Origin of the sequence: Saccharopolyspora aridisoli (assembly GCF_004348445.1) — a bacterium.
Lineage (GTDB): Bacteria > Actinomycetota > Actinomycetes > Mycobacteriales > Pseudonocardiaceae > Saccharopolyspora > Saccharopolyspora aridisoli.
Genome location: NZ_SMKV01000003.1, coordinates 240,968 through 261,050, shown reverse-complemented (window position 1 = coordinate 261,050; position 20,083 = coordinate 240,968). Strand labels below are relative to the sequence as shown.

The 20,083-nt window shown below is 69.5% G+C and carries 17 protein-coding genes; 7 read left to right on the top strand and 10 right to left on the bottom strand.

Features of this window, described 5'->3' with window-relative positions; genetic code table 11:
• Window positions 1-198: 198 nt before the first annotated feature.
• Complete coding sequence (gene typA, locus E1161_RS03970; RefSeq protein ID WP_132619631.1) at window positions 199-2,112, bottom strand: translational GTPase TypA; 1,914 nt, start codon at window positions 2,110-2,112, stop codon at window positions 199-201.
• A gap of 354 nt (window positions 2,113-2,466) precedes the next feature.
• Between typA and E1161_RS27010 the strand changes: the two genes are divergently transcribed.
• The gene (locus E1161_RS27010; RefSeq protein ID WP_165939672.1) at window positions 2,467-2,622 is read left to right on the top strand and encodes a hypothetical protein; all 156 of its coding nucleotides are present in this window, start codon (window positions 2,467-2,469) and stop codon (window positions 2,620-2,622) included.
• Between the two features lie 43 nt (window positions 2,623-2,665).
• On the opposite strand, the gene E1161_RS03965 is transcribed toward E1161_RS27010, so the two are convergent.
• A complete protein-coding gene (locus E1161_RS03965) occupies window positions 2,666-2,977 on the bottom strand; it encodes a YciI family protein (RefSeq protein ID WP_132619629.1) in 312 nt (103 codons plus the stop codon).
• Between the two features lie 301 nt (window positions 2,978-3,278).
• Between E1161_RS03965 and E1161_RS03960 the strand changes: the two genes are divergently transcribed.
• Window positions 3,279-3,542, top strand: a complete 264-nt coding sequence (locus E1161_RS03960; protein WP_132619627.1) for a hypothetical protein — start codon at window positions 3,279-3,281, stop codon at window positions 3,540-3,542.
• Here E1161_RS03960 and E1161_RS03955 read toward each other — a convergent pair.
• The 3 genes from E1161_RS03955 to E1161_RS03945 are packed head-to-tail and all read right to left on the bottom strand — an operon-like array spanning window position 3,539 to window position 6,390.
• Window positions 3,539-4,369, bottom strand: a complete 831-nt coding sequence (locus E1161_RS03955) for an NUDIX domain-containing protein (RefSeq protein WP_235874762.1) — start codon at window positions 4,367-4,369, stop codon at window positions 3,539-3,541. The two genes, E1161_RS03960 and E1161_RS03955, sit on opposite strands and share 4 nt — an antisense overlap.
• 21 nt (window positions 4,370-4,390) lie before the next feature.
• Entirely contained in the window at window positions 4,391-5,710 is a 1,320-nt protein-coding gene (locus tag E1161_RS03950) for a sensor histidine kinase (protein ID WP_132619625.1), read from the bottom strand.
• A complete protein-coding gene (locus E1161_RS03945) occupies window positions 5,707-6,390 on the bottom strand; it encodes a response regulator transcription factor (protein ID WP_132619623.1) in 684 nt (227 codons plus the stop codon). Before E1161_RS03945 ends, E1161_RS03950 begins: the two co-directional genes overlap by 4 nt.
• A 143-nt stretch (window positions 6,391-6,533) precedes the next feature.
• Between E1161_RS03945 and E1161_RS03940 the strand changes: the two genes are divergently transcribed.
• Window positions 6,534-6,827 (top strand): 4a-hydroxytetrahydrobiopterin dehydratase, encoded by a 294-nt coding sequence (locus E1161_RS03940; protein WP_132619621.1) that lies wholly within the window; start codon window positions 6,534-6,536, stop codon window positions 6,825-6,827.
• A 193-nt stretch (window positions 6,828-7,020) separates the two neighbouring features.
• Here E1161_RS03940 and E1161_RS03935 read toward each other — a convergent pair whose 3' ends face one another.
• Complete coding sequence (locus tag E1161_RS03935; protein ID WP_132619619.1) at window positions 7,021-7,968, bottom strand: FAD-dependent oxidoreductase; 948 nt, start codon at window positions 7,966-7,968, stop codon at window positions 7,021-7,023.
• A gap of 321 nt (window positions 7,969-8,289) precedes the next feature.
• Here E1161_RS03935 and E1161_RS03930 point away from each other — a divergent pair, with 321 nt between their 5' ends.
• The gene (locus E1161_RS03930) at window positions 8,290-8,925 is read left to right on the top strand and encodes a CHASE3 domain-containing protein (RefSeq protein ID WP_132619617.1); all 636 of its coding nucleotides are present in this window, start codon (window positions 8,290-8,292) and stop codon (window positions 8,923-8,925) included.
• A 1,420-nt stretch (window positions 8,926-10,345) separates the two neighbouring features.
• Here the strand turns inward: E1161_RS03930 and ychF are convergent.
• Window positions 10,346-11,425: a redox-regulated ATPase YchF gene (ychF, locus tag E1161_RS03925; protein ID WP_132619615.1), complete on the bottom strand. Its 1,080-nt coding sequence runs from the start codon at window positions 11,423-11,425 to the stop codon at window positions 10,346-10,348.
• A gap of 139 nt (window positions 11,426-11,564) precedes the next feature.
• On the opposite strand from ychF, the gene E1161_RS03920 reads away from it, so the two are divergent.
• Together E1161_RS03920 and E1161_RS03915 are read left to right on the top strand one after the other, a co-directional pair.
• A complete protein-coding gene (locus E1161_RS03920; protein ID WP_328591207.1) occupies window positions 11,565-12,980 on the top strand; it encodes an AlkA N-terminal domain-containing protein in 1,416 nt (471 codons plus the stop codon).
• A 31-nt stretch (window positions 12,981-13,011) separates the two neighbouring features.
• Window positions 13,012-13,539 carry a methylated-DNA--[protein]-cysteine S-methyltransferase gene (locus E1161_RS03915; RefSeq protein ID WP_132619611.1) on the top strand — a complete coding sequence of 176 codons (528 nt, stop codon included), beginning with the start codon at window positions 13,012-13,014 and terminating at the stop codon, window positions 13,537-13,539.
• A 163-nt stretch (window positions 13,540-13,702) separates the two neighbouring features.
• Here E1161_RS03915 and E1161_RS03910 read toward each other — a convergent pair whose 3' ends face one another.
• Together E1161_RS03910 and E1161_RS03905 are read right to left on the bottom strand one after the other, a co-directional pair.
• Window positions 13,703-16,660, bottom strand: coding sequence for an AAA family ATPase (locus tag E1161_RS03910; protein ID WP_132619609.1), 2,958 nt, complete (start codon window positions 16,658-16,660; stop codon window positions 13,703-13,705).
• On the bottom strand, window positions 16,657-17,841 hold the full coding sequence (locus tag E1161_RS03905) for an exonuclease SbcCD subunit D (RefSeq protein ID WP_132619607.1): 1,185 nt from the start codon (window positions 17,839-17,841) through the stop codon (window positions 16,657-16,659). Before E1161_RS03905 ends, E1161_RS03910 begins: the two co-directional genes overlap by 4 nt.
• Window positions 17,842-18,048: 207 nt before the next feature.
• Here E1161_RS03905 and E1161_RS03900 point away from each other — a divergent pair, with 207 nt between their 5' ends.
• A complete protein-coding gene (locus E1161_RS03900; RefSeq protein ID WP_132619605.1) occupies window positions 18,049-18,984 on the top strand; it encodes a DNA recombination protein RmuC in 936 nt (311 codons plus the stop codon).
• A gap of 79 nt (window positions 18,985-19,063) precedes the next feature.
• Here E1161_RS03900 and E1161_RS03895 read toward each other — a convergent pair whose 3' ends face one another.
• Window positions 19,064-19,987 (bottom strand): alpha/beta hydrolase, encoded by a 924-nt coding sequence (locus E1161_RS03895; RefSeq protein WP_132619603.1) that lies wholly within the window; start codon window positions 19,985-19,987, stop codon window positions 19,064-19,066.
• Window positions 19,988-20,083 lie beyond the last annotated feature (96 nt).

The following is a 20,083-nucleotide window of genomic DNA, read 5'->3' as shown; positions in this document are numbered from 1 at the left end:
AAGCGGTCCGATGATCGTCACCGGGGTCACACCCTCAGACGATCCACAGCAACGACAGGTTCTCCAGTGGTGCTGTGGCGAGCACGCCTCGACGCCGTGCACTGGAGATGCATCAGTCGAGGCGCGCGCGGTCCACATCGCCGCTGGGGGTTCCCCTGCCCGCAACGCCGAGCAAGAGGACCACCGCAGAGGCCAACATCAGGAGTTGTCGCGGGCCTTCTGGCGGGAGCGCTCGCGACCTCGGGTGGTGCTGTCCAAGGTGATCTTCCGGACGCGGATCGCTTCCGGGCCGACCTCGACGCACTCGTCGCCGGAGCAGAACTCCAGGGCCTCTTCAAGCGAGAGGGTGCGCGGCTTGGCCAGCTTCTCCAGCTCATCGGCGGTCGAGGACCGCATGTTGGTGAGCTTCTTCTCCTTGGTGATGTTCACGTCGAGGTCCTCGGCGCGCGGGTTCTCGCCCACGACCATGCCTTCGTAGACCTCGCTGCCGGGCTGCACGAAGAACGAGCCGCGGTCGGCCAGCTGCAGCAGCGCGTAGTTGGTGGCCGGGCCGGAGCGGTCGGCGACCAACGAGCCGCTGTGGCGGGTGCGCAGTTCGCCCACCCACGGGAAGTAGCCCTCGAAGACGTGGTTGGCGATGCCGGTGCCGCGCGTTTCGGTGAGGAACTCGGTGCGGAAACCGATCAGGCCGCGCGAGGGGATCACGTAGATCAGCTTGATGCGGCCGGTGCCGTGCCCGTCCATGGTTTCCATGCGGCCCTTGCGGCCGGCCAGCAGCTGGGTGACGGCGCCGAGGTGCTCCTCGGGGGCGTCGATGGTCAGCCGCTCGAACGGCTCGCACAGCTTGCCGTCGATGGTCTTGGTGACCACCTGCGGCTTGCCGACGGTCAGCTCGAAGCCCTCGCGACGCATGTTCTCGACCAGGATGGCCAGCGCCAGCTCACCGCGGCCCTGGACCTCCCAGGCATCGGGCTTCTCGGTCGGCAGCACCTTCATGCTGACGTTGCCGATCAGCTCGGCGTCCAGGCGGGCCTTGACCTGCCGGGCCGTGATCTTGGACCCACCGTTGCGGCCGGTCAGCGGCGAGGTGTTGACGCCGATGGTCATCGAGATCGCCGGGTCGTCGACGGTGATCCGCGGCAGCGGCTTCGGGTTGTCCGGGTCGGTGAGGGTGTCACCGATGGTGATGTCCGGGACGCCTGCGATGGCCACCAGGTCGCCCGCGGAGGCCTCCTCGGCGGGCACGCGGGTGAGGTTCTCGGTGATCAGCAGCTCGGTGAGGCGGACCTTCTCGACGCTGCCGTCCTCGCGGCACCAGCCGACGGTCTGGCCCTTGCGCATGGTGCCGGAGTGGATCCGGCACAGGCCGATGCGGCCCAGGAACGACGAGGCGTCGAGGTTGGTGACCAGCGCGCTCAGCGGCGAGTCGAAGTCGGCGACGGGCGCGGGCACGTGGTCCAGCAGGACCTTGAACAACGAGTCCAGGTTGTCCTCGGCGGGCAGCTCGCCGTCGACGGGCTGCTCCATCGAGGCGCGGCCGGCGCGGGCGGAGGCGTAGACGACCGGCAGGTCGAGGATGGCCTCCATGTCCAGATCGACCTCGCCGTCGAGCTCGCTGGCGAGCTCCAGCAGGAGGTCGTGGGCCTCTTCGACGACCTCGGCGCAGCGCGCGTCGGGGCGGTCGACCTTGTTGACGACCAAGATCACCGGCAGCTTGGCGGCCAGCGCCTTGCGCAGCACGAAGCGGGTCTGCGGCAGCGGGCCCTCACTGGCGTCCACCAACAGGGTCACGCCATCGACCATCGACAGCGCGCGCTCGACCTCACCACCGAAGTCGGCGTGGCCGGGGGTGTCGACGACGTTGATGGTGACCGGGCCGTCTTCGGTCTGGCGACGGATCGCGGTGTTCTTGGCCAGAATCGTGATGCCCTTCTCACGCTCCAGGTCGTTGGAGTCCATGACGCGGTCGACGAGCTCGGCGCGTTCGGAGAAGGCACCGGACTGGCGCAGCATCGCGTCGACCAGGGTGGTCTTGCCGTGGTCGACGTGCGCGACGATGGCTACGTTGCGCAGATCACTGCGCGTGGGGGCGGCGACGCTGGTGGCGGACACGCGGGTACTCCATGGCTCGGCGCGGAAAGGTCGCGGCGGTTCGTCGATGTGATGCACCGCTGGGCGATGGCACCGGATGCGGATCTCCCCGCATGGCGCCTGCTGACTTCCAGGCACCGGCCGCGGCTCCACTGCGCCGCTGCTGCGGAGCTCATTTCCGGCGGCACCCCGCGGGTTGCGGGGGCGCTACGTCGACACGCGGCCACCTCCAGCGTAGTGCAAGCACATCCGGGACCGACGCGCACGTGCGCAGCGCAACAACCGAGCAGTCGGCGAACATCAAGTTCGCCAGGTCGGGTTAGGTTCACCTACCCTCGGCCTCAACCCCCGTCCCCAGCGCCGGAAAGAAGCACCGTGGGCAAAGGCACCATCAAGGTCAAGAAGAAATGTTGCCATTCGCAACCACCGTGCAAGAGCTGCCCCATCGTGGCTCTGCGCAAACTGCTCAAGGACCAGAAAGCGGCGGAGGTCAAAAAGGCGCAGAAGAAGGCCAAGAAGGACGCGAAGTGACCCGACCGCGGCGCCAGCACCGCGGCTCGGGGGAAGCCGGCCGCTAGCGCTGCGCGACCGTGGTCAGCGGGTCCGCGTAGGCGGCCAGCTCCGGGATCGTGCGCAGGGCCTGGAACTCGACGATCTCGTAGCGGACCAGCTTGTGCAGGGCGAACGGGTCGGTCGCCAGGATGGCCTCCAGCCTGCCGCGGGACATCGCACGAGCGATGATGACCGCTCCGTTGCGCGGGTGCCGGTGACCAGCGGCGATGAAGTCGCCTGCGTCGTAATGCTGGGTGACCCATTCGTAGTGATCTACCAGTTGGGCGTCGATATCCGGTTCTGGCGCGGTGTATTGCAGCAGCACTACAAACATTCTTTCAATGTAACTCCCCCACCTGGCATTTGCCGATCAAATTTGCTCGATAAATCCAGTGAGAACAAGATCGCGATTCAGGAAATCGGACTACCCGACACACACCCCGCGAAACCCCTCACTCACTCAGAGCAACCACTTCACGAAGGTGGGACCCGGGAACGGGTGGAGCCCCTGGAGCCCGTTGTCGAGAGGAGTGCCGCCGTGGCCGCACCCGCATTCGACCCGGAAAGCTGGCTGCCGTCGCTGCGCTGGGTCGAACCGGACTCCTCCGTCCTGCGGCGACCTGCCAGCGGACGCGGTGGGCGAACAAGTGCTGCTCATCGTCGAGTGCCTGTCGAGGTCCAGTCGCCGGACCGACTACATCGACGAGCCTGCTGAGCACGGCAAGGTCGACATCCCGCACTCCACGCGAGTCGACGTCTCCTACGAACGCGCTCGCGTGGAACTGCTGGAACTGGTCGGCGGCGAGTATCGCGACCACCCCAGAGCTCACCGGTCAGCTCTTCCGCGGACCGACCTGCCCTCCCCTGACGCTCGATCCCGCGGAACTCCTCTGAGCTAGCCGAGTAGCTCGCGCAAGGTGTGCAGCAGGACTCGGTCCGTTTCGAGCCAGTCGAGGGCGGGCAGTTCTGCGGCGCTCACCCAGCGGACTTCGCGGTGCTCCACTGCTGTGGGCTGCTGGGCGGGGTCCTTGAGCTCCGCGGTGTGGATGCGGAGCAACATGCCGTTGTCCAGGGGCACATCGGTGCCGAGGCGGCCGGTCGGGCGGACCTCGACGCCGAGCTCTTCGCGGCACTCGCGGACCACGGCCTCGGATTCGTCCTCGCCGGGTTCGACGCGTCCACCCGGCAGCTCCCACTGGCCGGCGTGCGAGGCCGGGTAGCTGCGCTGCTGAGCGAGCAGGCGCCCCTCGTGCACGATCGCGGTCCCCACGACGATCTTCCGCGCCGCCCAGGACTCGGCGAGTTCGCGGACGGCGTGGATGCGGGCGGCCAGCACGTCGAGCACCAACCGGCGACCCACAGCGACGTCGCCGAGCCTGCCCAGCGGGCCGAACGGGCTCGCCCACCGCACCGAATCTGTGAGCAGCGTGCGCGGACCGACCTGGGCCAGGACCGTCTCGTGCCGCAGCCGCGCGAGCGGCCCGGCCACCAGCACCGAGCTCAACCCGTCGGCGTCGGCCCGCACGATGCGGGTGGTCAGCACGAAAGCGAAGAGCCGGAACGCGAGTTCATCGCCGGGCACCAGCAGCGAATCCGGGCTGGTCAGCGACCGGCCGCGAATGCCGAGGGCGGTCAGCCCGGTCTCAGCCGTCCGCGTGTGCCGCAGCGCAGCCCCCACGGTGGCCCGTGGGGCCTCGATCAGACCGGTACTCCGCAGAACCGCCACGCCCAGGGATCTTGCCCGACGTCAGCGCGCGGCCGGCCAGCGGACCTCGATGCGCGCACCGCCCGAGGGTGCCTCGCCGGCGTGCACGGACCCGCCGCGCCTGCGCACCGCCTCGGCCGCCAGCGCCAGCCCGAGCCCGGCACCGCCGGTGCTGCGAGCCCGGTCGGGTTCGACGCGGTAGAACCGGTCGAACACGCGCATCCGGTGCTCAGCCGGGATGCCGGGACCGTCGTCGTCGACCAGCAGCCGCACGCCCATCCCCGGTTCGGCCTGCACCGACACCCGCACCAGCGTCCGGGTGTAACGCAGGGCGTTGCCGATGATGTTCTCCAGCACGGTCGAGACCTCGGCAGGCGAGGCCAGCACGAGCACCGGCCCCTCGGGCACGTCCAGTTCGACGTCGCTGCCGAGCCGCTCGGCCGCCGTGCGCGCGGCCGCAGTCAAGTCCACCGGCCGGGTCGGTTCGACCTCGCGCTCCGCGCGGGCTAGCGCGAGCAGGCTCTCCACCAGCGTGGACAGCCGCTGCGCTTCGAGAGCGATGTCCTGCAGCGTCTCGTGGGCGATGTCCGGGTCGGGGTGCATGACCGCGACCTCGGCCTGGGCGCGGATGGAGGCGACGGGGTTGCGCAGCTCGTGAGCGGCGTCGCCGGTGAACCGGCGCAGCCGTTCGGTGTCGGCGTCGCGGCGGGCGAGCATCGCGTTGAGCTCTTCGGCCAGCGCACGGATCTCGTCGGCGGCCTCGGGCACCGGGAGCCGCTCGCCTTCGGGCAGTCCGGCGGCGGCGCTGCGAATTCGATCGACCGGCCGCAGCGAGCGGTGCACGACAAGCCAGGTCGCGAAGCCGACCAGGGCCGCTGCCAGCACCGATCCGAAGCTGAGCAGCTTCCCGGTGCGCCCGGCGGTGTCGGCGAAGCCGACCAGGCGGGCTTCGGCGGCCACCAACAGGCGCCGGCCGCCGGGGTCGGTGACCGGGACGCCTCGCCAGCGGTGCAGCTCGGCGGGCGCCTCGAAGTCGAGCACGCCACTTCCCGCGCTCAGCTCGGCGATCTGCCACTCGCTCAGGTCCGCGCTGGGCAAGCCGTCGACCGGCTCCCCGTTCTCACCGAGCACGCGCACGTCGGGTCGGCCGACGACGGGCGAACCCGCGGCGACGTGGCTCGCGGTGCCGCCCGCGATGCGCTTCAGGTCCGCGTCGACGGAGTCGATCAGCAGCCAGCTGACGATCCCGGTCCCCGCGTGAGCTACCACTCCGAGACCGATCAACGCGACGGCGGTGGCCACCACGCTGGTGCGGAACTGGATGGTGCGGCGCTGCCACCAGCCGCGCAGCCTCCTTATCATGCTTCGGCGCAGACGCGGTAGCCCTGCCCGCGCACGGTCTGAACCAGTTCGCCGGCACCCACGGCGGTGAGCTTGCGGCGCAGGTAGCCGACGTAGACCTCGACGACGTTGCGGGTGACGAACTGCTCCTCACCCCACACCATGCGCAGCAGGTCGTCCTTGGGCACCACCGATTCGGGGTGGCTGGCGAGCGCGACGAGCAGCCCGAACTCGCGGGGCGAGAGGGTGACCGGTTGGCCGTCCCAGTGCACCTCGCGGTTGCTGCGGTCGATCTCCAGCGCCCCGACCCGCAGGCACGCCTGCTGGCTCGCGTTGTCGCGCCGCCGCAGCAGCGCCCGCACCTGGGCCACGAGCACCAGGAAGGAGAAGGGCTTGACCAAGTAGCCGTCGGCTCCTAGATCGAGCCCGTCGGCCTGGTCGACCTCGCCGCTCTTCGCCGAGATCAACAGCACCGGCGTGGTCACGTCCTGCTCGCGCATCCTCTCCAGCACCCGGTACCCGGACATGCCAGGCAGCATGACGTCGAGCAGCACGACGTCGAAGGCACCGGTCATGGCCAGGCGCAGCGCTTCGGGGCCGTCGGCGGCAACGCTGACCTCCATGCCTTCCGCGGACAGCCCGCGGCGCAGCGCGGTCCGCACTCCCGGCTCGTCGTCGACCACCAGAACCCGAGGCAACATGGTGACAAGCATGCCGACCGCGACCCGCCGCGAGCATCCGGTCTTAGCGCCTTCTCACAGTGATCGGCCGGATTCTCAGCTCGATCTCAGACTGGGCACGCCGCAGGCGGTCGATTAGCTCTGACTCGGGCACCATGAGGGGCATGACCGAACTCCTCACCGACGCGCAGATCTCCGAGGCGCTGGAACACCTGCCGAAGTGGCACCGGGACGGCGACAACATCGTCCGCGTGGTCGACTTCCCCGGGTTCCCGCAGGCCATCCAGGCTGTCATGCGCATCGCCGAGATCGCCGAGAACGAGAACCACCACCCCGACATCGACATCCGCTACAAGACGGTGACGTTCTACCTGTCGACGCACTTCAAGGGCGGCATCACGAGCAACGACACGTCGCTGGCGCAGGAGATCGACAGCGTCGTGGAGCAGTTCGGCTAGGCGTTGTGGAGATGCGGCGGAGCCGCATTCCCCTCGCACCACCTACGCCGCTGGCACTGCAGCGGCTTCGTGGCGAGCACGCCGCGACGCCGTGCATCGGTGGACTTGCACCAGGAGTGGCGCCCGGAGTCCACGAAGCCGCTCAGTTCCCGCCACCCGCACCGCCACGCCCAACGACCCCGCCACCAGGCCCCTAGCCCTCGACGAGGTCGGCGACCTCGAAGGCGCAGCCCCAGGAAAGCCCGACCCCGCTACCGGCGTGGCCGTAGTCGTGGATGATGCGGGCGCCTTCGTAGTGCTCGACGTCGACCCGCACCGAGTCACGGCCCGGCCGCAGCCCGACTGTCTCCTCCAGCACCTCGGCGTCGGCTAGTCGCGGTTCGAGCTGGGCGACGCGGCGACGGATCCGCGCGCTGATCTCGGCACGCGGTGTCCGACGCCAGTCGTGGTCCACGGAGATGCCGCCGAGCACCACGCGATCGCCGTGCGGCATCCACGACGTGAACTCGCCGCCCTCGCTGAGCTCGATGAAGTACTCCTCGATGCCGGGGTTGCGCACCACGACGTGCTGGCCGAGCACCGGGTGCACGCCGGGGTCGCCGACGAGTTCGTGCGCCCCGACGCCGGTGCAGTTGACGACGGTGTCGGATTCGGCGACGGCGTCAGCCAGCGACGGCACGGACGCCAGCAGGATCTCGCCGCCTGCCGCCTGGAACCGGGCGAGGAGGTGGTCGAGGTAGCGGGGCATGTCGATCAGCGGGACCGTTCCCCGGCATCCCCAGACGAAGCCCTCGGGCAGCTCCTGCTCCCCGCACCGATGCAGGTCGGGGATCAGCCTGGTTTCCGGCGGGACGACGTCGCCGAGGTCGAACCGCGCCGCCATCCGGCCGGAGGCCAGGTGCACGCCGGAGTCCTCGTCGCGCGCCAGCGCGGTGAACTCGGCGTGCGAGAGGGTCGCCCAGTACAGGACTCGTTCCGGTGGTTTGAGCCGCGCCGGGCCCCACATCGCCCCGGCGACCGCCGAGGTCGTCTCGCGGGGCCGCTCAGCGGTGCGGATCCGCACTTGCCGACCGGCTTCGGCGAGCACGACCCCGCAGGTCAGGCCGTGCACGCCCGCGCCGATCACGAGTACCGGACTCACCCGTCCGACGCTAGCAGTCCCGTGGTCGGACGGAACCCCGAAAGGTCCCGGGTTCACCCGGCCGCCGGTCAGGCTTCGTAGTCGCGGAGGTGGTCGGCCAGCCGTTCAGCACGTCGGCCAGTCTGCGCCGTTCGCTCCGGGAGACCTCGCCCCTGGGCAGCCGGAAGGCGCGCTCACGGGCTCAGCGGAGGCCGCGTTCGGAGGGGTTCGGTGAGGATCTGGCGAGGGCCTGCAACAGATAGGCGTGGCCGCCTTCCCCGCACCGGCGAGGCATGCGTCGCCTGAGCAGTGTCGTGCGCGCCGGTCTCGCATACTCGTGGGATGGCTCCACGACGGCGAGGACGGTTTTCCCTGCTGGGACGCCTCTACGCGCTCGTCGGAGCACTGATGGTGGTGACCGTGGTGATCACCGGCGGGATGTTCGCCCTCCGTCAGCGGGTCGAGGACTCGACGACGGAACTGATCACCAAGGTCGTGCCCGCGAAGAACGGCACCGCCAACCTGGTCACGACCTACTCCCAGCAGGAGAACCGCGTGCAGGCTTTCCTGCTGACCGATGACCCGGCCTTCCTCCAGGCGTACGCCGCCGACCAGGCCAACGCTGCCCAGTTCCACAGCAGCGTGGCGCGTCGACTCGCCGAAGACCCCGTGGTGCAGGACCTGTTGGGCCAGGTCAGCGCCGCCGCGCAGGAGTGGCGGCAGGACTCCGTCGAGCCGCTGATCGCGCGAAGCCGCAGTCCGGGACCGCTGAACCTCTCGACGCCCGAGAAGCAAGCGGCAGTCGCCCACATCACCGTCGCGCCGCAGCAGAATCTCGATTCAGGTCAGTTAGAAACCCAACCAAGTTCAGTTGCGTATGCCTTTAGCTTCGTCAACACGTACTGGGCAGCCGCAGACCTGTTCGCCGAGACTAAGTACTCGCCCGACCGCCAATGGAATTCAACGCACGAGACGTAGTCATCAGCATTTAGACTGAGGTCAGGTATGAGCGGAATCCCATCCGCCTTGGACTCCACCGTCACCTCACCAAGCGAAGGCTGAGCCTGATTGAGGAAGTCACCAAAGGCCCTGTTGAACTTTTTATCTCGACCGGAACCAAAACCGATACTCTCAGCTAGGAGCCCATAGGCTGCAACCGAGTCAACTGCGGGATTACCACGTGACTCAGCAGTAGCCGAGGCGGTCCCTTGTAACAACTTACCGAAGTCCGACCGCTCAAAGTACGAGGAAATTTCACTAGGCGACTTCTGAGCGTTACCAAGCTCGACCAACAGTTGACGAGCTTCCTCGGGCCCATACCTGTTGACTACCGGAACGACCAGCGACGGTCCCGCGTATACAACGCGTGCATCTAATCTCACGATGGTTTGAATAAGTAGACCCATTCGGCTCAACCACCACTTACCGATGACACTCGCGGGGGTCGCCGCGACAAGCTTGTCGGCGTCGACCAATCCATATCGGTAGCCACTCGTCAGCTGATTAAGAACGCCAGCATTTCCGCTTTCACTGGCGAACACGATCACTAGGCGAACAGGCTTCCGTGTCGACTTCAGCAACTCATCAAGCAAGCTGACAAAATCGGCACTGATCTGGTCCAAGAAATCACCTATAGTGGAAAAGGCTCCTGGGTCATAATTAGCGGGTTGAACCCCGAGGTCCTCTAGGCGATCAATGGAGTTAACAAGCTTTAAGGTTGCGACGGCCAACGAGGGCCAAGCCTCGCGACCCGGCCCCTCCACCCTTACCGGAATTTCGATTGGCGACCGACCGGCGCGCTGCTCATAGTTACTCGCCATTATCTCAGCCATAGATCGTGACGTCTCGGGCCACACAACTAGAGTTCTGGATCCCAGCCCATAAGCACCCTCGCCAGATTCTCGAACGAATGACTTGATCTGCGCGATTTCTTTATCTGTAGGCGGGTCACTTTCGCGATCGTCAACGTTGATCACAAGAATGCGATTGTCATTAACCGGAAGCCCATGCTCCTGCACGGTTGACGCGACGGCTTGTCGCAGCCGATCTGCTGATACCTCGCCTCCAGCTAGACGCGCGGTAGGTCCGTACTGCTCTGGAATCCAGGCTTCCAGATTACTGACCAGTGTCGTCTTTCCCGTGCCCGAATCCGCGAACACCGGCAAAAAGATTCCCCGCGAACGACTTCGGATATGAAGAGCAGCCTTTCGGAAGGCGTCGAGCGTCGCGTCACTAGGCTCGACAAGTAGTTGGGCGATTTTGGTCTCGACCGTCGCGATCAAGGATTCATACCGCGAAGGCAGCCGGAGTTGTCGAAGCAAGTGCGTCGGCGCGTCCTTCAAGACTCCGCGCTGTTGAGCTGCAGCTTCGTTGCTCACTTCTTCTCACTCCCGGCAAACTAGACGTTGAAGCGGAACTCCACGACGTCTCCGTCGGCCATGGTGTAGTCCTTGCCCTCCATGCGGACCTTGCCCGCGGACTTGGCGTCGGCCATGGAGCCCGCGGCGATGAGGTCGTCGTAGGAGACGACCTCGGCCTTGATGAAGCCGCGCTCGAAGTCGGTGTGGATGACGCCTGCGGCCTGCGGGGCGGTCGCGCCCTGCGGGATCGTCCAGGCGCGGGCCTCCTTGGGGCCGGCCGTGAGGTAGGTCTGCAGGCCGAGCGTGTGGAAGCCGGCGCGAGCCAGGGCGTTGAGGCCCGGCTCGTCCTGGCCGATGGACTCCAGCAGCTCCCGCTGCGACTCCTCGTCGAGCTCCATGAGCTCGGCCTCGACCTTGGCGTCCAGGAACACCGCGTCAGCCGGGGCGACCAGCTCGCGCAGCTCCTTCTGCTTGGCCTCGTCGGCCAGCACGCCCTCGTCCGCGTTGAACACGTACAGGAACGGCTTGGTGGTCAGCAGGTTGAGTTCCCGCAGGTCGGGGTCGTCCTTGCCGATGCCGGTGGAGAACAGCGTCTTGCCGTCCTCCAGGATCGTCTGGGCCTTCTTGACGGCTTCCAGCGCAGGACGCTTGTCCTTGTTCGTCCGCGCTTCCTTCTCCATCCGCGGCAGCGCCTTCTCCAGCGTCTGCATGTCGGCGATGATCAGCTCGGTGTTGATCGTCTCGATGTCGCTGGACGGGTCGACGCGGCCGTCGACGTGCACCACGTCGGGGTCGTCGAAGACGCGGATGACCTGGCAGATCGCGTCCGCCTCGCGGATGTTGGCGAGGAACTTGTTGCCCAGGCCCTGCCCCTCCGAGGCACCCTTGACCAGGCCCGCGATGTCGACGAACGACACGGTGGCGGGCACCGTCTTGGCGGAGCCGAACACCTCGGCGAGCTTGTCCAGCCGGGCGTCCGGCAACGGCACCACGCCGACGTTGGGCTCGATGGTGGCGAACGGGTAGTTCGCCGCGAGCGCGTCGTTGCTGGTCAGCGCGTTGAACATGGTGGACTTGCCGACGTTGGGCAGACCGACGATTCCGAGGGTGAGACTCACGTCTTGGGAGTTTAGGCGCTCCGCTCCCGGACCCTCGGGCCCGGTCGTGCCCGCCGTGTCCGATTCCCGCTAGTAACCGCTCCCCCGCGCTGGGAACATCGAGGTCGTGCTGGTGGGAACAGAGGATGCGTTCAGAGCCGTGGCCGCACGTGACGCGCGTTTCGACGGCTGCTTCATCCACGCCGTGCGGTCGACCGGGATCTACTGCCGGCCGTCCTGCCCGGCTCGCACGCCCCAGCGCAGCAACAGCGCGTTCTACCCGACCGCTGCCGCCGCGCAGGCCGCCGGGTACCGGGCGTGCCGCCGCTGCCTGCCCGACGCGGTCCCCGGATCCCCCGAGTGGGATCTGCGGGCTGACCTCGCCGGGCGCGCGATGCGGCTGATCAGCGACGGAGTCGTCGACCGCTGCGGGGTGCAGGGCCTGGCCGACGAGCTCGGCTACTCCGAGCGGCACCTGACCAGGGTGCTCACCTCGGAGCTCGGCGCGGGCCCGCTGGGGCTGGCGCGGGCGAACAGGGCGCATTCCGCGCGGGTGCTGATCGAGACGACCGACATCTCGTTCAGCGACGTGGCGTTCGCGGCCGGCTTCGCGAGCCTGCGGCAGTTCAACGACACCATGCGGGAGATCTTCGGACGCACGCCCACCGAACTGCGCGGGCAGAAGCGCGGTGCGCCCAGCGGGGCGGGGACCGTGCGGCTGCGGCTGCCGTTCCGCGCGCCGTGCGACATCGCAGGTGTGCTGCGGTTCCTGGTCCGCCGGGCGCTGACCGGGATGGAGGAGTCCGGGGACGGCTGCTACTCGCGGTCGCTGCGACTTCCCCACGGCACCGGCATCGCGAAGCTGCGACCTGCGGACAAGCACGTCTCCTGCACGCTGCGGCTGTCCGACCTGCGGGATCTGGGCAGCGCGGTGGCGAGGCTGCGCCGGTTGCTGGACCTCGACGCCGATCCGGTCGCGATCGACGAGGTGCTCGGCTCCGACCCGTTGCTGCGTGAATCCGTCGAGCGCTCCCCCGGGGTTCGCGTGCCGGGGGCGGTGGACGGGCTGGAGATCGTGGTGCGGTCGGTGGTCGGCCAGCAGATCTCGGTCGCCGCCGCGCGCTCGGCCACCGAACGGCTCGTCACGGAGCTCGGTGACGAACTGCCGCACCCCGAAGGCGGGGTGACCAAGCTGTTCCCCACCGCCGAGGTGCTCGCCGAGCACGCGGCCGCAGCGCTGCCCGGACCCCGGCGACGTGCGGAAACGGTGCGGGACGTGGCGGCCGCCGTCGCCGAGGGGCGGCTCGCGCTGCACCCCGGGCGCGACGAGGCGGAGCTGCGCGAAGACCTGGAGCGCATCCGGGGCGTGGGCCCGTGGACGTCGAGCTACGTGGTGATGCGGTTGCTCGGGGCCCCCGATGTGCTCCTTTCCGGTGATCTGGCCTTGAGGCGGGGTGCGGGGCTGCTAGGAATCCCCGGAGAACCCGCCGCTCTGTCCGCGCAGGCCAGGCGGTGGAGCCCGTGGCGCTCCTACGCCGGCGTGCTGTTGTGGGAAGCCGCGAGCAACGGCCGGTGACACGGCAGGAACCCTTCGAACCCTGGGAGAAATCGTGATCAAGTGGTCCACTGTGGAAACACCGGCGGGACCGTTCTGCGCGGTGGTCGACACCGACGGCCTCGTGCTCGCCTCCGGCTGGACGGCCTGGACCGATGACCTGCTGCCGCAGGTCGCGCCGTCGCTGATGTTCGAGGAGCTGGTGCAGGTAGACGACCTCGGCCCCGTGACCAAGGCGATCATCGCCTACCACGAGGGCGATCTGGAGGCCATCGACGACATCCCGGTCAGCCAGCACTCCGGGCCCTACTTGCAGCACGCGTGGAACGTGCTGCGCACCGTCACCCCCGGAAAGCTGTTCAGCTACTCCGAATTCGCCGGTCTCACCGGGAAACCCCGCGCGGTCCGGGCCGCGGCGACGGCGTGCTCGCGCAACGCCGCAGCGCTGTTCGTTCCCTGCCACCGCATCGTCCGCAGCGACGGTTCGGTGGGCGAGTTCCGCTGGGGCTCCGACCGCAAGAAGTGGCTCCTGGAACACGAGCGCCGCAACTCCCAGGAGCTGTCGAAAGGGCAGGCGTAGCCGTTGCTGCAGGTGTGGGACCCAGCTCGCACCGCCGCGGCTTCTCAGCGGTTCTCCGGGGCCGGGCGGGAGTCGCGACGCGTGCATCGGCGCACCTCGGGAGTGGCGCCCGGTTCCAGGCACCGCTGCGGTTCAGCCACCTGGAATTTGGGAGAACGGTGGCCTAACCAGTTCCTGACAGCTCCAGGCTTGATCCGTGGCGGGACTTGCGGACCCTGAGCCGGACGGCGATGCGCTGGCGCATCTCCTCGACGTGGGAGACCAGACCGACGACCCTGCCACCTGCGCGGAGTTCGTCGAGCGTGTCCATGACCAGGTCGAGCGCGTCCGCGTCGAGCGTGCCGAAGCCCTCGTCGATGAACAGCGTGTCCAGCAGCGCGCCACCGGTCTCGGCCGCGACGACGTCAGCCAGGCCCAGCGCCAGTGACAGCGAGGCCAGGAACGATTCGCCGCCGGAGAGCGTCTTGGCCGGACGGACCTTGCCCGAGTAGTCGTCGAGGACGTCCAGGCCCAGGCCGCCGCGCGTGCCGCGAGCACCGGCCGCGTCGGAGTGCACGAACGAGTAGCGGCCGTCGCTCATCCGCTGCAGGCGGCGGGTCGCGGCGACCGCGACCTCCTCCAACCGGGCCGCCAGGACGTAGGCGCGCAGCGACATCTTGCGCGCGTTTTGACCCCGCCCGTTGACGACGTCCGCCAGGGCTTCCAGCTCGGCGTGCTCGGTCATCGCCGGACCCAGCTGCGCCCACGCCGATCGGAGCCGTCCGCCGAGGTCGACGAGCTCGGCGTGCCGCTGCTCGGAGCGGTGGGCCAGCGCCGCCGCGCGCTCAGCGGCCTCGCGGGCCACGGTCGCCGCCTCCGAAGCCCGCTCCAGAGCGACCTCGGTGTCCGTGTCCACGCCGAACAGCTCGGCGCTGGCCAGCGCGTCCCGCGCACCCGCGGCGCGGCGGTCGACCTCGGCCAGCGACTCGTCCAGCTCGGCGAGGCGCTGTTCGTCGCGCTCGGCGGCCAGGGCTTCGTCGACGTTCGCGAAATCCGCCGCGGTGGCGGCTTCGGCGAGCGCGACGCGCGCTTCGGCGAGGCGCTGCTCGGCGTCATCGCGGGCCGTGCGGGCGGCGATGAGCCGTTCCAGCCTGTCGGCGACGTCGAGCAGGTGCGCGCGGCGGCCGGCGATGCTGTCGAAGTCGCCTCGCCCATCTCGCAACCTGGCCTCGCGCTCCTCGATCGCCTTGGCGAGAGCGCTGTTCTCGCTGCGCGATGCGGCGATCCTGGTGCGCAGCGCAGAGATCTGCTCGCCGAGCTCGTCGGTGGCCGACTCCAGCTTGGTCAGCTCGGTTTCCCGCCGGGCGAGGTCGGCGGCGGTCTCGCTCAGCCGGTTCTGCTCGGCGCGCAGCTGCTCCAGCTCGTCGGCCAGTTCGGGCTCGGTGTGCTCACCGAGGCGTTCGCGCAGGTGAGCGATCCGCTGTTCGGCTTGCTGGGCCGCGGTCGTGGCGCGTTCCCGCTCGGTCTGGGCCCGCTGTTCGGTGGTCTGGGCGGCTTCTTCGTCCTCGGCGCGCACCTGGTCGTCGACCGGGCGCTTCGGGGACGGGTGTTCGGCCGAGCCGCAGACCGGGCACGGTTCGCCGTCGGCGAGCCGGGTGGCGAGCTCGGCGGCCATGCCCGCCAGCCGCCGGGAACGCAGGTCCTGCAACCTGTCGCGGGCCTGCTGGTGGGCGTCGACGGCCTGCTGCGCGCGGGTCCTCGCCGACTCCAGTTCCCGCTGCGCGGCGGGGATTTCGCGCGCGGTGGTCAGCAGGGCGGTGACCTCGGTGCCCCGGGCGCGAACGGTTTCCAGACGCACTCCGGCGTGCTTGGCCTCGTCGACGCGCTCGCGGACCTCGGTGATGCGGTCCGGCAGCCCGTCGCGCTGGGCGACGAGTTCGGCCTCGCGCTCCTCGTCCGCCGTGATCGCGGCGGTGAGTTCGGCGAGCGTGCGCTGGTCGGATTCCTGCTGCTGCGCTTCGGGAATCAGCTGCGCCAGGGCACCTGCCCGCTCGCGCTCGGCACCCGCTCGGGTGCGCAGCTCGCCGAGCGGGGTCGCGGGGTCGACCTCGCAGCGGTCGGCCCACGTGGTGACCTCGGCGTGCGCGCGGTCGCGCTCCTGCTCGGCGCGGTCGGCGGCACGGCGCGAGGTGATCACCGGGACCGCGCGGGCGGCGGCGGCGCGCTCGGCCCGCCAGGCGTCGTGCTCGGCCTGCTTGGCGTCGATCTCGGCGAGCGTGGCGTTGGCCTGGCGGACGCGGCGGACCTTCTCCGCGAGTTCGCGGCGCTCGGTCAGCGCCGCTTCGGCCTGGTCGCGTTCGCGGCGGAGCCGGGCGTGCTCGGCGCCGGTGCTCTCCAGGTCGCGCAGCGCCTGCTTCTCGATGTCCTCCAGCCAGTTCTCGTCGCCCACCTCAGAGGTCTGCGGAGCTCCGGACACCTGCGAGATGCGGGCGTTGAGCTCGCGGACCTGCTGCGACTGCGCTTCGACCTCGCGGCGGCGCTCGCGGCGGCGGTCGATGAACCAGCTCTCGACCTGGCCGAACCGCTCGGTGCCGAACAGCCGCTCCAGCAGCTTCTCGCGTTCACCGGTGTCGGCGCGCAGGAACTTCGCGAACTCGCCCTGCGGCAGCATCACGACTTGGAAGAACTGCTCCACGCTCATGCCCAGCAACCGCTGCACCGTCCGGCCGACCTCGTCGATGCGGGTCAGACCCTCCGGCGGCTGCGCGTCCGGCGTCCCGCCGATCCAGGTCAGCGACGCCTTCGCCTGCTGGGTCGTGCAGCCCTCGCCGCGCTTCTTCGGGCGCTGGTACTCCGGGCTGCGTTCCAGCCGCAACCGCTGGCCCTGGATCGTCAGCTCCAGCACGACGCTGGTGCCGACCTCGTCGGCGGCGGTGTCGCAGCGCAGCCGCTTGGCGTCGTTGCGCGCGCCCGGCACGGCGCCGTAGAGGGCGAAGGCGATGGCGTCGAGCAGCGTGGTCTTGCCGGCTCCGGTGTCGCCGTGCAGCAGGAACAGCCCGTCGGCGCCGAGCTGGTCGAAGTCCACGACCTGGTGGTCGCGGTACGGGCCGAAGGCGGTGACCTCCAGGCTGTGCAGCCTCATTCGGCCCCCTCGGCGGTGGTGACCGCGTGCAGCGCCTGGTCGAGCAGCGCGCGCTCGGAATCGTTGGGTTCGGCTCCCCTGCAGTCCTCGACGAACCGGGCGGCCAGCGAGTTGTCGTCGCGGCCCCGGACGATCTCGGCGTAGCGCAGCGGGGCGGTGGCCTTGCCCGCAGCCGGCCGCCACTCCAGGTGCACCGCGTGGGGGAAGCGTTCCTGCAGGCGGCGCATGGCCTCCAGCGGGCGGACCTCGTCGGTCAGCGTCGCGGAGACGTAGCAGTCCTCGACCTCGCTGTGCTCGGGGTCGGCCAGCAGGTCGTCGAGCTCGCCCTCGATGGTGGCCAACCGGCGCGGGACCGGCAGCTCGCGGCGGCGCACCTCGGTGAGCCCGTCGGCGCCGAGGTCGACCAGCCACACCGACTTGTGGTGCCTGGCCTCGGAGAACGAGTAGGCCAGCGGACTTCCCGAGTAGCGCAGGTGCTCGTCGAGGGCCTGCGGCCCGTGCAGGTGGCCGAGCGCGACGTAGTCGACGCCGTCGAACACCGTGCCCGGTACCTGTTCGACGCCGCCGACGGCGATGGTGCGCTCCGACTCGCTGCCCTCGCCTCCGGTGACGAAGGCGTGCGCCAGCACCAGTGACCGAGTCCCTTGTGGACGGTCGGCGAGGTCGGCTCGGATGCGGTTCATCGCCTCGGTGAGAACCGCGGTGTGGCCGCGACCCTCGACCTCGGCGCTCGCGCCGGGCGCGTCGGCGCTGACCTTGAGAGCGTGCTTGGCGGGGTCGGGTTCGAGGTACGGGATGCCGTAGAAGGCGACCGGGCCGTGCTCGTCGTCGATCAGCACCGGCTCGTGCAGCCGGTCGATGCGGGTGCGCAGGTGAAGGCCGCCCGCGGCGGCGAACTCGGCGAACGCGCCGACCCGGGGCGCGGAGTCGTGGTTGCCGGAGGTGATCACCAACTGCGCGCCGGTCTCGCGGATGCGCGAGAGCACGCGCACGCAGGTCTGCACCGCCTCGCCGGAGGGAACCGCCCGGTCGTAGAGATCACCGGCGACCACCACGACGTCGACCTGCTCCTCGGTCACCAGCTCGGCCAGTCCGCCGAGCACGGATTCTTGATCTCCGAGCAGGTCACGGCCGTGGAACGTCCGGCCCACGTGCCAGTCCGAGGTGTGCAGTACCCGCATGGCACCCAAGCTAGCGGCGCCCCGATCAACGCCGCTCGACCCCCCAGGCCACTTCGGCGTGTCGCACACCCCCACCCCGAAGCGTGATCCCGTGATCACCAACCGCACCCGTTCTCGCGGGCAGTTCGAAGTGCCTGCGTGCCGGGGTGATCTTGTCGGCTGCTTGCTGGATGATTGCGGAGTCCGCTCGCTCGGGATGGAGGTCGTGTGGGAACTGGGGTTCTGGTCGGGTTCGTCGTCGTGCTGATCCTGCTGGTCGCGGCGGCGTTGTTGCTGATCTGGCGGCTCTACGGCGACAGCGCGCGCCGCGCCGACGAGGCGATGCGGATGGTCGAGGCCGAGCGGGCCCGCAGCACCGCGCAGCAGGCGGCTCTGCGCCGCTACGAGGTAGCGTTCGCCTCGATCACCGGCCGCGGTGAGCTGGGTGAACAGGTCCTGGTGGAGACGGCGCGGTCGCTGGGACTGCGGGAGGGCATCCACTTCACGCTGCAGACCGACCTGGCAGGCGGCGGCGCGGCACGCCCGGACATGGTGCTCGAAGTCGGCGGTGGACGGCAGGTTCCGGTGGACTCCAAGGCCAGCCTCGCGGTGTGGGCGGAGGCGATGGAGACCGACAACGCCGAGGAGCGCGCCGACGCCCTGCGGGTGCACGTGCGCAACATCCGCTCCCGCGCGAACGAGCTGGCGAGCAAGGGCTATCAGCGCTGGGCTGACGCGATCTACGGCTCGATCATGTTCGTGCCGTCCGACGCCGCCGTCGTCGCGGCGCTGGACACCGACCCGCAGCTGCTGTCGTGGCTGCTGGGCAAGCGGGTCTTCCTGTGCGGCCCCACGGGTTTCGCGGTGCTGGCTGCGGCGGCGATGTTCGCCTCGACCGAACGCACCCTCGCCGAGGACATCGAGCAGGTCCGCAGCCAGGCCGTCCGCTCGCAGCGCGCGGCCTCCAACGCGGTGGACGCGGTCAACCTCTCCAGCACCCACTTGCAGCGCTTCGTCTCAGCCCGGCGGCGGGAGCTCGACGCCCTGGAGACGTTCCGCAACTCGGTCCAGCCCCTCGCCGAGACCGCGGGCTCGGGCGACATCGCGGAGATCCGCCGGGAGGACGACGTGTCCCTCAACGGAGCCGACGTCACCCAGAACTGAGGCCCTCGCCGCTGTGCGGGCAGTTCTGGTCCGAACCGGACATGATCAATACCGCTTCCCACCAAGAACTGCCCGCTGACTACACGTGCGTGCGCACGAAGGCGTCGAGGGTGTCGACGATGAGCGTGGTCTGCGGGCCTTTGCCGAAGCCGTGGTCGAGGCCCTGGTAGGGGTGCATCTCGGCGGTGACGCCACGGCTGCGCAGCGCCGCGGCGAAGTCGAGGCTCTGGTCCAGCGGCACCAGCGAGTCGGCGGTGCCCTGCTGGATCAGGAACGGCGGCTCATCGCCGGAGATGTTGCGGCCGGGGCTGGCCGCGTCGGCGACGTCGGGGCAGTCGACCGGCATGCAGCCGAGCAACCCGGTGATCGCGCGGCGCGCGTAGTCCTGCAGCTGCGGATGCTCGTGCTGCGCCTCGGCGCTGAGATCGCTGGGACCGAACCAGTCGACGACCGCCCGGATCCCGGTGAGCCCACCACCCGGCTCGGCCGGGTCCCCGGCGACCGCCCCGAGCTGCGAGACCAGGTGTCCCCCTGCCGAAGCTCCCCACAGACCCACCCGGTTCCGGTCGAGCCCCCACCGCGAGGAGTTCTCCTGCAACCAGCGCACCGCATCGGCGACGTCGACGAACTGCGCCGGCGACTGCGCGACCCCGGTCAACCGGTAGTCCACCGTGGCCACGGCGTAGCCGCGCTCCAGAAGACGCCGCGCCGCTAGGGATTCCGGAGCGGACGGATCGGTGTCTAGGGCGCGGACGCCCGCGTCCCAGCCGCCGCCGTGCACGTAGACCACAAGCGGCGTCGCGAGGGCCGCGCGCGGCGGGAGGTACAGGTCCAAGCGCAGCGCCCCGGTGTCGCGCTGGGCGTAGACCTGGTGCCGGACCACCTCGTGCGCACCGAGGTCCCGCACCGGCGCAACGGGCGCGAGACCGGCCTCAGGCCGCGAACAGCTGGCAACCACCAGCGCGACCAGCGCCAACCCGGCCGCGAGAACACGCCGTGCCACCGCGACCTCCTACGTCTCACACCCCGTCAACCAGGAGGAGTGAGCTTAACAAGATCGCGCACCCCCCACCCCCAACCGCGAGAACCGCCGCATTCA

Coding starts and splice junctions, on each gene's coding strand:
- E1161_RS03965 (WP_132619629.1), bottom strand. CDS start 2,977: ATGTTTGTAGTGCTGCTGCAATACACCGCGCCAGAACCGGATATCGAC.
- E1161_RS03950 (WP_132619625.1), bottom strand. CDS start 5,710: ATGATAAGGAGGCTGCGCGGCTGGTGGCAGCGCCGCACCATCCAGTTC.
- E1161_RS03945 (WP_132619623.1), bottom strand. CDS start 6,390: ATGTTGCCTCGGGTTCTGGTGGTCGACGACGAGCCGGGAGTGCGGACC.
- E1161_RS03940 (WP_132619621.1), top strand. CDS start 6,534: ATGACCGAACTCCTCACCGACGCGCAGATCTCCGAGGCGCTGGAACAC.
- E1161_RS03930 (WP_132619617.1), top strand. CDS start 8,290: ATGGCTCCACGACGGCGAGGACGGTTTTCCCTGCTGGGACGCCTCTAC.
- E1161_RS03910 (WP_132619609.1), bottom strand. CDS start 16,660: ATGAGGCTGCACAGCCTGGAGGTCACCGCCTTCGGCCCGTACCGCGAC.
- E1161_RS03905 (WP_132619607.1), bottom strand. CDS start 17,841: ATGCGGGTACTGCACACCTCGGACTGGCACGTGGGCCGGACGTTCCAC.